The sequence below is a fragment of the Aequorivita marina genome (assembly GCF_031631895.2).
Classification (GTDB): domain Bacteria; phylum Bacteroidota; class Bacteroidia; order Flavobacteriales; family Flavobacteriaceae; genus Aequorivita; species Aequorivita marina.
Genome location: NZ_JAVMBW020000014.1, coordinates 111,255 through 124,705, shown reverse-complemented (window position 1 = coordinate 124,705; position 13,451 = coordinate 111,255). Strand labels below are relative to the sequence as shown.

Sequence of the window (13,451 nt, the reverse complement as noted above, 5' to 3'; positions counted from 1 at the left end):
AAGAGTGAGAAAATTTGTTGGGTCAAAGATAATAGGCAATTAGAATATTTTTATTTAATGACAGCATGCTATTATACTTAACATCAAAATTTATCGATTAAAAAGTATGTTTAATCAATTTTATCTAGTTTTCAATCTATTAAAAAGCAAGTCTTACGTCTTATGTCTTTTAGCGCAGCGGTCTTATGTCTTAGTCGGACAAGACTATTTTACAATCAATCCTGTCCTAAATATTTAACCTGTTCATTTTTTCCATTGATGAAAAAACGAACCAAAAAAATCTAGACTTACGAAATTTTCTCTAAATTTTTTGTTCGTCCCCTAAATTTTAGGAACTCGCCTTTAAGTCCAGTACTCTGATGACTATCTTTGTTGGCTCAAACAGCCTAAAATTTTACGGGAACTTCACTTCAAATTTTACGATAAATTTTCGATAGGCCAAAAAACAGGAATTCTCAATTACAGCCCCCTAAGCTTCATATTATCTCTAAAGCCCCATTAAACAAGGGCTTTCAATGGTTACCTTATGAACGTTTAGGACGCTATTGTTTTACAATTATAATTAATGAAACCGCTTTTTTGCTTCCCGTTCCAATGCTTCGCGATGATCTGGATGTGCAATTGAAATAAGGGCTTTTGCGCGTTGTTCCAATCCTTTTCCAAATAGGTTCACAACGCCATATTCCGTAACCACATAATGAACATGGGCTCTCGTGGTAGTAACGCTTGCGCCCTCTTTTAAAAATGGTGTAATTTTAGAAATGCCTTTATTGGTAACAGACGGCATAGCGATAATTGGCTTCCCTCCTTCTGATAGTGAGGCCCCACGAATAAAATCCATCTGCCCTCCTACCCCAGAATATTGATACATACCAATACTATCTGCACATATCTGACCCGTTAAATCTATTTCAATAGCGCTGTTGATAGCTGTAACTTTAGGGTTTCTTCTAATAATAGCAGTATCGTTGGTGTAAGCCGCTTCCTTGAAATGAATATTGGGATTATCGTCTATAAAGTCGTATAGTTTTTTTGTTCCCATAGCAAAGCAGGTAACAATCTTACCGGTTTTCATTTCTTTTTCCTCACCGGTTATAATTCCTTTTTCTACCAGAGGAAGAATTCCATCACTAAACATTTCAGTATGAATGCCTAGTCTTTTATGGTGTTGTAGGTTGTGAAGCACCGCATTTGGAATATTGCCAATACCCATTTGCAAGGTTGCGCCATCTTCTACCAAACTGGCAACGTTTTTACCAATTACCGCTTCAATTTCTGAAGGTTCGCCAATAGTAGATGCAAAGATTGGCGTGTTTATTTCCACTCCAAAATCGATGCTATTGATATGAATGATTCCGTCGCCATGAGTTCTTGGAACATTTGGGTTAATTAAGGCTATTACATGTTTTGCCGTTTGAATGGCGGGTAAAGTAACATCTACCGAAAGCCCCAAAGAGCAATACCCGTGCTTATCTGGCGGTGAAACCTGAATAAAGGCAACGTCTAATGGCAGAATATTCCTTCTGAAGAGCCAATGAATTTCGCTTAAGAATACTGGAATATAATCGCCGTGAATGGAATCTACCCCTTTGCGTACGTTTTGCCCCACAAAACAACTGGCCAAATGAAATGCCTGGTTATAGGGCGCTTCCAAAAACTTTGCATCCCCATGGGTGTGAATTTGGACAATTTCAACATTCTTAAGATCTTGATACCGCTGGCACAATGTATCTATCAATAAATTTGGAGTCATCGCTGCGCCTTGAAAAAATACGCGGTTATTAGATTTTACTATGGATACAGCCTCTTGGGCAGATACTATTTTCATAAGCTTCCCTTTTTCCGGCTAAGCGGAACACCCTGGGTGGATATTTAGTTAATTTATGCAAAGTTTAAGAATCCAGCTATCTTGAAAAATGATATTGGTCAGATTTTTTAAATAAATTGACAGTTTTTAAAAAGATAATCTAACCAACGACCACAGAGTTACAAGCCCAATAAACGTATTGTGCCTGAAATTAGGTGTTAAGCCTAAAATCCTCGCGATTCCCTTTAAACAGAATTCCTTTTAGTAAATTCTCGTGGTTCATTTTTATGCCTTAACCGCTATGGCTTCCAAAAGATCATTTACAATAGAAACGCCTTTATCAGTATTATACCACATTTGAAGAGATTGTTTAAAAGCATCGTCAATAACTCCGTGTTCTTCCTTATAATCCGTCACTAATTTTGTAGCGGCTTTGGAGCGCGGCCCAAAAGTGTGAAGTACATTCATAGCCTCATCCAGCACAACTACGATTGGAATAGACTGCGAGCCATTGGTTAAAAATTGATCCATAAGCTCTGGATTTTCATCGCGAAGCACAATCTTTAAATCTACTTTATCAGAAAGTTGGGCAATCTTATTTAAAAATGGAAGTGTCTGTGCCGCATCGCCACACCAAGGTTCGCTAATTACAAGCCAAGTTTGTTTATCTGAAATATTTTTAAAAGCCGTTACAGCTTCTTCAGCTATTTTAGCCGTTTTATCTAATCTTTTGGTGCGACTCAGGTTCAATTTTGTATAATCTACCTTCATCTCGGTTTGCTCTCCAGTAGTTCTTCCTTCTTCCACCAATTGTTTAAAAAGCAGGTTGTACTGTTCGTAATCCATTGCTTTTTTAACTGAATTTTCAATCAAAGTTTTCATAGTTTTTCTTTTATATTTTTAGAATGGTAATCTTCGTTATAATATCCGCCGTAATTTTCTTTCCTCTTCAGCGATTGTTCTATTATTAAATGCGAAACATTAATCATATTCCGAAGCTGGCATAAAGCGGTGTTCAACTTGTGCTTTTTATATAACATCTCGGTTTCCGAATATAGCTTTTCAAGTTGAAGCGCGGCTTTCTTTACATCTCTATTATTGCGAACAATACCCGCAAAATTTCGCATTAAGTGTTGCAATTCTTCTGTTTTCTGCGGAAGAACTTTAGCGCAACTTAACACAAGTGTACCGGCATCATCCCATTTCGCAATTGGAATAGTCGGATGCAAAGATAGATTCTTACTGATGTATTTAAAAATTCGATCTGCAAAAACCAAAGCTTCCAGCAACGAGTTTGATGCCAACCGGTTAGCCCCATGCAAACCTGTACAAGAACATTCACCACAAGCAAAAAGATTCTGAATTGTTGTTTTTCCGTTAACATCTACAACTATACCACCACACAAATAATGCGCTGCCGGTACAACCGGAATCCATTCTTTTTCTAAGTTTATCTTATTCAACAAACAAGTAGCATATATATTGGGAAAATGACTCTTGAACTCATCAATGTCAATATGGGTACAATCCAAATAAACACAGTCTTCTCCAGAATTTTTAATCTCAGAATCAATTGCGCGAGAAACGATATCTCGTGATGCCAATTCGCCACGCTGGTCAAAATTAAATACAAATCTTTCGCCTTTTTTATTCCGAAGAAAGGCTCCAAAACCACGAACGGCCTCAGAGATTAAAAAAGAAGATCCTTTTTTTCCATCGTAAAGCACTGTTGGGTGGAACTGAATAAACTCCATATTCTCAATTCGCGCTTTTGCTCGATACGCCATTGCAATGCCGTCGCCCGTGGCCACTGCCGGGTTGGTGGTATGCCCATACACTTGCCCCACGCCACCGGAAGCCAAGGTTGTAGAATTGGCTTTAACTGTATAAACACTACCTGAAATCTGATCTAAAACGTAGGCACCGTAGCATGTAGCATTTTCCGATTTTAGATTTGGAGCGTGATGTTCTGTTATCAAATCTATCGCAAAATGATGGACGAGGAGCGTAATATTTGGCAGTTGTTCGGTGCGTTTTAATAATGCACGCTCAATTTCGTTGCCAGTGGCATCTTTATGGTGAATTACCCTGCATTTAGAATGTCCTCCTTCCCTACCCAAGGTAAGTTTTCCATCTGCATTGGTATCAAAATTGGCACCCCATTCCATTAATTCTCGTAAACAAAACGGCCCTTCTTTAACAACCATTTTTACGACTGCTCTATTGCAGAGTCCATCCCCAGCAACAATTGTATCTTCTATATGTTTTTGAAATGAATCTTCTTCTCTATCAAAAACCGCGGCCACGCCACCTTGGGCATATTTAGTATTAGATTCAGACTGGTTCGCCTTAGTAACCACGGTAATTTTTTTCTTTGGAAATTTTTCTGCCAGTTTTACTGCCAATGTTAATCCTGCCGCTCCAGAACCAATAATCAAAAAATTGGTTTTTATCATTTTTTTGATAGTTCGAGCATTCGTTCAATAGGAAGAATTGCATTTTTACGTACTGCTTCAGAAACTTCTATTTGTGGGGTTTCATTTAACAAACAATCATATAACTTTTGTAGGGTATTCATTTTCATAAAGGCACATTCACTACAGGCACAGGTATTATCCTCTTCCGCTGGTGCCGCAATCAATACAGTCTCTGGCACTTCTTGTTGCATTTTATGCAGAATTCCAGCTTCAGTGGCAACTATAAATTTTTCGGAAGGATTTTTCTTCACATAATCAATCATTCCTGCTGTTGAACCTACGTAGCTTGCAGTATCCAAAACATGGCTTTCACTCTCTGGATGTGCAATAATTTTAGATTTTGGATGTTCCTTGTAAAGTTTCAATAGCTTATCTATTGAAAAGGCTTCGTGAACAATACACGCACCGTCCCAAAGCAGCATTTTTCTTCCAGTTGTTTTTTCAATATACCTTCCTAAATTCTTATCAGGTGCAAAAATAATTGGGACATCTTTCGGAATAGAATTTACAATTTTTTCAGCATTTGAAGAAGTGCAAATAATATCACTTAGCGCTTTTACTTCCGCAGAACAGTTTACATAAGTAATTACCACATGGTCTGGGTGTGCTTCAACTAATTTCCTAAAAGCATCTGGCGGACAAGAATCTGCCAAGGAACAGCCTGCCAGCATATCTGGCAACAGCACTTTTTTATTTGGGTTCAATATTTTGGCTGTTTCTGCCATAAAATGCACCCCGGCGAATACTATTACTTCGGCATCTGTCTCTGCAGCTTTTTGTGAAAGCCCTAAACTGTCTCCAACATAATCCGCTACTTCCTGTATTTCGGGCACCTGATAATAATGCGCGAGGATAACTGCGTTTTTTTGATTTTTTAGTTCAATTATTTTTTGATGTAAATCCATCGTATTTATGATTTAATTTTTTGAAGAAATAATTTAAAAATGGGGAAGGCAACAACCAAAAGCGAAGCAAAAACCCCAATACCGAAAATGAAGAATGAAACATAGTATGGAACGAGTGAGTGCTGCATTTCAGAAAACGAAATATCTTTAGCCGCATACATCCAATAACTCTTTTTCCCACCTGCGATAAACAGCGAAAGACAAAAAGCAAATAGCGAAATATTAAAGAAAATAAGTCCGCGTTTAATCCATTTTCTATCCGTTTCAAAATCTGGATAAAGACGATGCGCAATAAAAAACAAAGCCGAAAACAGAATGGTAGTGTTAATGCCTATAGTGGTTCCCATGGAATGCGCTACGGTAATATGAGTGCCGTGGGTATAGTAGTTTATCGCTGGAATTGAAAACAGCAAAGCGATAATTATATTGATGAAAATCCACAAGTCAGTTGAAAGTAAAAAGCGATATGCCATAGGATGGTTTTCCTTTTCAACGTTTAAAACGGAGCGTTTCCAATTGTAAATAATGGAAGCTAGCACAATCCATTCGGTCATACTTATACCATAAGCTACGTACCGAATCCAAGGTTGCGTAGGCACCAAATAAGTGTGGTGTGCCCATCCAAACATCAAATTTGTTAACCCGAGGAAATAAAAGAAAAACGCCATTTTATTTGTAGCTACATGAGTGTCTTTCTTTATTTTGGACATCAGGTAAATTGAGATACCATAGACCAACATATTCCAGGACCCCGTAAAGGAACCTGTTGATTTCCATTGTACTGAAAAGTCTTTAATAAAGTCTAATCTAAAAAAATCAAACAGCCAAAAATGGGCTTCCATTAAATGATAGCTCATAAAGACTATTCCTGTGCCCCACATCCAGTAATATACCGGCCAAGCTTTTATGTTTTTGTAGAGGGTTTTAAAGTAGTTTATACCAAAGAGCAACCACCCCAACAAAATAGGAATCATTAAAACAGGATAGAACGCAAAATACTCTCTGCCCTTGGTATAATCAAAAGCGAAGGAAAAATAAATAGCAATCCCCGTAAGGAGGAAGGTTATAAAATGTAATTTCACCATCAGCGGTGAAAACACCTTAAATTTTTCAATGTATGTTAAGAAAAAATAGATGCTTCCCGTTGCAGAAAGTACAATCCATGAAACCACTGAAGTAACATGGAAAGGACGCAGTTTTGAAAATGGTATTATTTCTTTTAGAAACTCGGGCATTAGGTATTGAAACGAGGCAGTCATTCCGAAGAACATTCCTAAAAACAAGGCCGTTAATGCTAAAAGGAGAAAATAGATAGGGGCTTTACTTTTCATTTTTATATTTTATTTTCACCCAACCTGTTGCTTGAATTTCAGCATCAAAATTTGGGTATATTCCTGTTTCGTCCACCTGTTTTAGATATTGGACTAAAGCAACTTTTTCAGCTTCGGTAAAATTAAACTGAGGCATACTTTTTACGCCGCTGTTTAGAAAAGCCTTTATATATAATGGTCCTTTTCCCTTTTCGGAATAGATATTGGTAAGGTCTGGCCCCAAATAACCGCCCAAACCGTATAATTGATGACAGGACCAACAACGATTGCTTTGAAACAACTGCTGCCCTTTCACTGCTACCGGCGATAGCTTTTCTACAGCAATGTAGCTCTCGGTGTTGTAAACGATATAATTGTAAATACCAAAAAGGAATACTAAAATGGTGATTGTTAAAATGTAGGGTCTTGGTTTTATAGACATTTTGAGGGACTAAATTCGTGTAAAATAATTAACCAAATTTGCTTGTAATTTGACAGTTACTAAATAAAAGGATAAAAATACCTTATTATACAATATGAGCCAAATTTCTATCCTCATCATTTCTCAGAATATGATTTTTATCATATTGCCTCTCCGAAACAAGCTTTACTTTTATAGCCAATTTTCTTCTATTATGGTCAACAAACAACTGCTTCAACCTAAAAACATCGTCGTAATTGGTGCTTCTAACGACATTAAAAAACCCGGCGGCAATATGCTCAAAAACATTCTTACCGGTGGTTTTAAGGGTGAACTATACGTTGTCAATCCAAAAGAGGAGAAAGTACAGGGTATTACAAGTTATGCTTCGGTTGAAGAAATACCGGAAACCGAGCTTGCCATTCTTGCCATTGCCGCTAAACATTGTCCGGCGGTCATTAAAACATTGGCAACAGAGAAAAACACAAAAGCTTTTATTATCATTTCCGCTGGTTTCGGCGAAGGTGACGAACAGGGAAAACAATGGGAAGCTGAAATTACAGAAACGGTCAACAGTGTAAATGCTTGCCTAATTGGGCCAAATTGTATAGGTGTTATCACGGAACATTACAAGGGCGTTTTTACAGCACCGGTACCGCCTTTCAACCCAAATGGATGCGATTTAATTTCAGGTTCGGGCGCAACGGCTGTTTTTATTATGGAAGCTGGAATGCCCTTGGGCGTTTCTTTTGCTAATATTTTTTCCACGGGAAATGCAGCACAAACCAGTGTTGAGGATATTTTGGAATATATGGACAAACATTTTGATCCAAAGACCGATCCTTTAGTAAAACTGCTTTATTTGGAAACCGTTTCCAATCCTAAAAAACTACTAAAGCACGCATCATCCCTGATCAAAAAAGGAGCCAAGATCGCCGCCATTAAAGCCGGAAGCACTGCAGCAGGTAGTCGCGCCGCCACCTCGCACACGGGTGCCATAGCAAGTAGCGATATGACGGTGCGCGCATTGTTCCATAAAGCTGGCATCGTGTATTGCAGCAGCCGCGAACAGTTATTAAGTGTAGCTTCCATTTTTAACTATCGAAAATTAAGAGGGAAAAATATCGCTATCATAACCCATGCTGGAGGATCAGCCGTGATGCTTGCTGATCAGCTTTCCAAGGGCGGACTAAAAGTGCCGGAAATTTCTGGGCCAGATGCAGAAAAATTAAAGTCCTTTCTCTATCCAGGATCTTCTGTTGCCAACCCAATAGATTTTTTAGCTACCGGAACTGCAGAGCAATTGGGCATCATCATTGATTATTGCGAACATAAGTTTGAAAATATCGATGCCATGGTGGTGGTTTTTGGAAGCGCAGGCCTGTTTAATGTTGAAAATGTTTACAACGTATTAAGTGTAAAGTTGGAAATATGCGACAAACCCATTTTTCCCGTGCTACCGTCGGTGGTCAATGCGCATAATGAAATCATGTCCTTCTTACAAAAAGGGCATATCCATTTTCCAGATGAAGTAGTTTTGGGAAAAGCTTTGGCACAAGTTTACAATACCCCCGAGCCCCAATCAGATAAAATTTCCTTGCCAAAAATTGATGTCGAAGAAGTTAGAAATGTAATTGATTCCGTTTCCGAAGGATATCTATCACCAGAACAAACTACCCAATTATTGGATGCAGCAGGAATTCCGCGGATTTATGAAATTGTAGAAAATTCTAGAGAGAAACTGCTAAATGCTATGGGAAACATGGATTATCCCGTAGTAATGAAGGTTGTGGGGCCGCTTCACAAATCGGATGCGCAGGGCGTAGTTTTAAATATCGCCAATAAAGATGAAGCTGCCGAAACTTTTGACCAACTAATGGAAATTGATTCTGCCACCGCTGTAATGGTGCAGCCTCAAATAACAGGATTGGAATTATTTGTAGGTGTTTTAAAAGAGCCCGGTTTTAACCATACCATTCTCTGTGGCTTGGGAGGTATTTTTATAGAAGTGCTTAACGACGTATCTGCCAGACTAAGTCCGATCTCTAAAACTGAAGCCGAAAAAATGCTGCGCTCGCTTCGTGGGTATAAACTTATTCAAGGCACCAGAGGAAAAAAAGGAGCAAATGAAGCCATCTTTGTAGAAATAATTCAACGTCTTTCTGCTTTAGTGGAAGTTGCTCCCGAAATTATAGAAATGGATATCAATCCGTTGATTGGCACTCAACGCGCAATTACCGCAGTAGATGCGCGAATTAAGGTAGCGAAGCACATTTAAAGCTTTTAAAATCCCTATAAAGTTAATGACTGTTTAACGAAAATTCTGTCATTTTTAGATTTTGCAACTAACTTATCTTTAAACGACTTAATATATTTAGCCCATAAATGTCCCTTTGAGTCCTTTAGCAGAAAATAAAAACCACTGTCTCAAATTTTCACCTGATGATTTTAAAATTAATTCACCATGTTTTCCAACATTAGGAGTTAAAATAACGGTTGCATGTCCGTTTGGTAATGGAAACTTTGCTTTAATGCAAGTTGTTCCATTTGGAATTGTACTAGTTTCATAAACACCTGAATAAACATCTTGTTTCGTTTCTTTAAATGTTCTTAACCAAATTGTTCGTTTTACTTTTTTCGTTTTAGGATCTAGTAATTGGACAATTTCACTTTTTAATGCTTTAACGTCTTTTACATTTTCGACCATTACAATATCAGCTAAGGAAACACTTTGATTTTTGGAATGCTCACTCGTTTTTCCTAAATATTTTTGAGTGGCTTCATTAAACAGATAGCCCCCATCGATATCATCAGGAAGAAAAGTGGGTTCGTCTAAAGTCACCCATTTGGTATGCGCTACTTTAGAAACTTCAGCTAAAATCTGTGCGCCGGAATTTCCTCCGCCAACAATAAGCACATTTTTATCTTTCAACGTATCGGAATTGCTACAATTAACGGAATGAATTTGTGTTCCTGAAAAGAGCCTAGCGTTGGGGTACTAGGGAATAAATGGTTTTTTTGCGGTGCCTGTTGCACTTACTAAGGTTTTGGAATAAAAATTACCTTTATTCGTTTTTGTTTTAAAAAGTCCATTTTCTTTCTCTGCTTCAAAAACCTCAACTGGTCTTTGAATAGGAAAGTCATAACGATTTTCATAAGCCGATAAATATTGGATGAATTCCGTTTTTGTAGGATATTCTTCCTTACTTTTAGGCATCGCCCAACCCGACAAGGAACTATATTGGCTAGGTGAAAATAGTTTTAGACTATCCCAGGTTTCCAACCAAGCGCCTCCAGCTTCTTTATGATTATCTAAAATCAGATATTCTAACGAACTTCTTCTTAAAAAATAGGCAACGGACAAACCTGCTTGTCCGCCACCGATTATTATAACGTGCTATACTTTCATTCGGCTTTAATTTTTACATTAAAACATTAAATAGGTAGCCGGTCAGGATCATTCTGACATTTTACTGAGAAACCACTTTCAATCCAATTATTGAGCAAATTAAAGTGGTTAGAAAAAGTAATCGAAGAAAAGTAGCGGGTTCTTTGAATATAAAAATCCCGATTAAAACAGAACCTACGGCTCCAATTCCCGTCCACACAGTATAAGCCGTAGCGATGGGTAAACTTTGCGTGGCCTTTATTAGAAGCCCCATACTAATTAACAAGGTAGCCAAAAAACCGCCATACCATAAGTACATTTCATTTCCTGTCGCTTCTTTGGCTTTACCTAAACAAAAAGCAAAAGCCACTTCAAATAGACCTGCAATAACTAAAATAATCCAATTCATATCAATTTGTTTTTTGCAAAGGTCAAGAACAACTCCGCAAATAAATTTAACAAATGATAAAAAGCGAAATTTTATTTTACAGCTGCTCTTATTCTACTTAAACTGACTTGCGTTATCCCTAAATAAGAAGCAATATGGCCAAGTTGCACCCGTTGAATTAACTCAGGATTTTCATTTAAAAGTTGATTATATCGCTCTTTGGCAGTTCTAAATTGCCGAGAGATAAAGCGCTCTTCTGTTTTAATCAATTCCTGCTCTGCAAATTTTCGAGCCCAGTTGGCAATATGAATATCTTCTATAAACAAATTTTGAAGTTTTTCTGCTTTTAACTCATATAGTTGCGAGTCTTCCAGCAGCTCTACGTTTTCATAACCGCTTTTATTTTCAACATAACTTCTCATTGATACAAGTGCGCTGCCTTCTTTACAAAATAGAAAGGTTATTTCATTTTCTGTTGTATGGGTATAAATTCGGGCAATCCCTTTTTTTATAAAGTAAATATTCCGTTCCAATTTATCGGCTTTCAATAATAAATGTCCTTTGGAAAACGCTACTTCTGTAATATGCTGTTTGAGTAATTCTCTTGAAGTTTCGGGAAGCGGATATATATTGTCGAGGATTTGATCTATTTTCATTGACTATTGTATTTGTCTATCACGACCCATAATGGATTTGTAGATAAGTTATGTTATAAAAATAGGCTGATTTTTTGAATAATACTGAATGATGATTTGTTTTCCTTACAATTCTCAATACTACCCTCAATAAATAATAGTTAGCAAGCTTTAAATAAAAACCCTATTTTACTGTTGTCTGCTCGAAAACACCAACCAGTTTACACAAGCAAGAATACAGGTGTTGGCAATGCCTAAATACACAATAGGCCAGCTAAAACCAAACCAATAAATTACAGGAATCCAGTAGGTGAAAATGCTCCAAATGGAAGACATACATATGGGACATTGGATTATCGATTTTCTTAAGTATTTATTGACTTTGTAACGCGTGTATTCTTTGTGAAACTGCACGCCTGAACTGCTAAGAGTTATTATAATTTTTGGATCAACACGTTTTATACGTTCGTTTAACAAATTTATAAAAGCTACAAAATGACTATCGTTTCTTGTAATTAAAATTTCTTTATCCGAAGTCTTAAATTCGAACTCGGGAAGTTGTACGCTTAATTTTTCAATAAGCGCTTTAAAATACTCCCCTTTAAAAACCACAACTTCTTGGCGCGATTTCATTATCATCTTTTTAAATGGAAACAAAATCATTTCACTGTCATAATCCTTTCCGTTGGGCATTTTTTCTGTTTCGCCTTTTGCCGAAATCCAAACCCCAATCATAAATAAAGACTCTAGAAAAATGTATCCTAAAGCTGCTAAAACTGAATAAAAATAAAAACTTGCTTCCATAATTCTAATAATTTATACGGCAAATTTCAGTATAACATCAGTGTTAGGAAATGGACAAATACGAAAAGGAATGGTATTTTTAGGAAACGGACTTTCTAAATTCTGAAGGGGATTGCTTTGTATGTTTTTTGAAATACTTTACAAAGTAAGAGGGATCGTCAAAACCTAAACGATAGCCAATTTGATTCACGTTTAAATCGGAATACAATAATAAACGCTGTGCCTCTAAAACAATGCGTTCTTTTATCATTTGCGAAGGCGTTTTATTTAATTGTTGATTGGTAAGGTCAGATAGCGTTCTGGATGAGATAGAAAGCAATTTAGCATATTCGGAAACGGTAAAGCCTTTGATGTAATTCTCATCAATTAGGTTGATAAACTTAACCAGCTGTATTTTTTTCTCGTCAAACACAACCGCTGTGTTTTCTTCTGTCTGTTCACAGGCTTGTTTTACGCGTTGTATTTGGATGAGAAAAGCTTTAAGATAGGACTTTAATAATTCTTCTTTTCCAAATTCATCTGGATTGCTAAACTCTCTTTTTATCTGGGTAATATATTCATCAAATATATTGGCTGTTGGTTTTTTTAGGGCGCAAAGTGGTTGTAGATATGGGTTGTTGAACAGATTAGATTTCAAGAAAAAATCAATTTCGTTATCATTTTGAACAATGAAATTTTCATTGAAATGTAACAAAACTCCTTGATAATCTGTGTTGTGATCAAAATAATGGACTTGGTTTTTAGCTACGAATAAAATGGTATTGTCAATAACATCGTGCGCTTCAAAATCTATAAAATGTTTTCCGTTACCTTGTTTAAACCAAATGATTTGAAAGTAGCTATGAATATGTGGTTTGGTGGTGTGCCCTTCGTGTTTACTAATGAATTCGTTTAAATCGTGTATGGCTAATTGAGGCATATCGGGTTGATGCCTATTTAGGTGGTATTCAACTATTTTTATGATCTGATTTTTTATTATTCATTCAATATGGTTTGCTCTGCTAATACTACCAACGTGAATTTTGATACTTAGCCGAAAGATATGAGCATTAAAGTTAGCAAATAACACCAAGATGAAATTCCTCGGGGACTTTACTAAGAGAACTAGCAGTAACCATAAATGATTCACGTTATAGGTGCTGGATTTGATTCAGAAACTGTTTTGAATGATGTCAATTATTTTTTTAAGCCAGCGCAGCATCTGGCTCCTTGTTCAAAGGCCAAATCGTTGGCCTTTTCTCGCGGCCCTGTCGTTAAAATTTTTGACCATAGCTACGGCTATGCTAAAAAATTTTGCCTAAAACTGTATCAAAAAT

At 36.9% G+C, this 13,451-nt stretch carries 12 protein-coding genes and 1 pseudogene; 1 reads left to right on the top strand and 12 read right to left on the bottom strand.

Annotated elements, in window-relative coordinates; translation table 11 throughout:
* Window positions 1–562: 562 nt before the first annotated feature.
* The 6 genes from QPK98_RS13525 to QPK98_RS13500 all read right to left on the bottom strand — a co-directional run bounded on the left by QPK98_RS13525 (window position 563) and on the right by QPK98_RS13500 (window position 6,941).
* On the bottom strand, window positions 563–1,828 hold the full coding sequence (locus QPK98_RS13525; protein ID WP_310993995.1) for an acetyl-CoA hydrolase/transferase family protein: 1,266 nt from the start codon (window positions 1,826–1,828) through the stop codon (window positions 563–565).
* 264 nt (window positions 1,829–2,092) lie between these two features.
* A complete protein-coding gene (locus QPK98_RS13520; protein WP_310993994.1) occupies window positions 2,093–2,689 on the bottom strand; it encodes a thioredoxin family protein in 597 nt (198 codons plus the stop codon).
* Window positions 2,686–4,263, bottom strand: a complete 1,578-nt coding sequence (gene nadB, locus QPK98_RS13515) for an L-aspartate oxidase (RefSeq protein ID WP_310993993.1) — start codon at window positions 4,261–4,263, stop codon at window positions 2,686–2,688. The genes QPK98_RS13520 and nadB overlap by 4 nt, the downstream gene beginning before the upstream one ends.
* Window positions 4,260–5,189 (bottom strand): quinolinate synthase NadA, encoded by a 930-nt coding sequence (gene nadA / locus QPK98_RS13510; protein ID WP_310993992.1) that lies wholly within the window; start codon window positions 5,187–5,189, stop codon window positions 4,260–4,262. The genes nadB and nadA overlap by 4 nt, the downstream gene beginning before the upstream one ends.
* 5 nt (window positions 5,190–5,194) lie before the next feature.
* The gene (locus QPK98_RS13505) at window positions 5,195–6,520 is read right to left on the bottom strand and encodes a cbb3-type cytochrome c oxidase subunit I (protein ID WP_310993991.1); all 1,326 of its coding nucleotides are present in this window, start codon (window positions 6,518–6,520) and stop codon (window positions 5,195–5,197) included.
* Window positions 6,510–6,941 (bottom strand): c-type cytochrome, encoded by a 432-nt coding sequence (locus QPK98_RS13500; protein WP_310993990.1) that lies wholly within the window; start codon window positions 6,939–6,941, stop codon window positions 6,510–6,512. Before QPK98_RS13500 ends, QPK98_RS13505 begins: the two co-directional genes overlap by 11 nt.
* Before the next feature lie 193 nt (window positions 6,942–7,134).
* On the opposite strand from QPK98_RS13500, the gene QPK98_RS13495 reads away from it, so the two are divergent.
* Complete coding sequence (locus QPK98_RS13495) at window positions 7,135–9,198, top strand: acetate--CoA ligase family protein (RefSeq protein WP_310993989.1); 2,064 nt, start codon at window positions 7,135–7,137, stop codon at window positions 9,196–9,198.
* Between the two features lie 96 nt (window positions 9,199–9,294).
* On the opposite strand, the pseudogene QPK98_RS13490 reads toward QPK98_RS13495, so the two are convergent.
* The 6 genes and pseudogenes from QPK98_RS13490 to QPK98_RS13465 form a co-directional block, all read right to left on the bottom strand.
* Window positions 9,295–9,903: pseudogene (locus tag QPK98_RS13490) on the bottom strand (hypothetical protein); the annotation flags it as partial.
* Between the two features lie 15 nt (window positions 9,904–9,918).
* Window positions 9,919–10,305 carry an NAD(P)-binding domain-containing protein gene (locus QPK98_RS13485; protein WP_310994052.1) on the bottom strand — a complete coding sequence of 129 codons (387 nt, stop codon included), beginning with the start codon at window positions 10,303–10,305 and terminating at the stop codon, window positions 9,919–9,921.
* Between the two features lie 85 nt (window positions 10,306–10,390).
* Window positions 10,391–10,717 carry a DMT family transporter gene (locus QPK98_RS13480; protein WP_310993988.1) on the bottom strand — a complete coding sequence of 109 codons (327 nt, stop codon included), beginning with the start codon at window positions 10,715–10,717 and terminating at the stop codon, window positions 10,391–10,393.
* Window positions 10,718–10,788: 71 nt separating this feature from the next.
* Window positions 10,789–11,352, bottom strand: a complete 564-nt coding sequence (locus QPK98_RS13475) for a Crp/Fnr family transcriptional regulator (protein ID WP_310993987.1) — start codon at window positions 11,350–11,352, stop codon at window positions 10,789–10,791.
* 168 nt (window positions 11,353–11,520) lie between these two features.
* On the bottom strand, window positions 11,521–12,135 hold the full coding sequence (locus tag QPK98_RS13470) for a hypothetical protein (protein ID WP_310993986.1): 615 nt from the start codon (window positions 12,133–12,135) through the stop codon (window positions 11,521–11,523).
* Window positions 12,136–12,214: 79 nt separating this feature from the next.
* Entirely contained in the window at window positions 12,215–13,054 is an 840-nt protein-coding gene (locus QPK98_RS13465) for a helix-turn-helix domain-containing protein (RefSeq protein WP_310993985.1), read from the bottom strand.
* Window positions 13,055–13,451 lie beyond the last annotated feature (397 nt).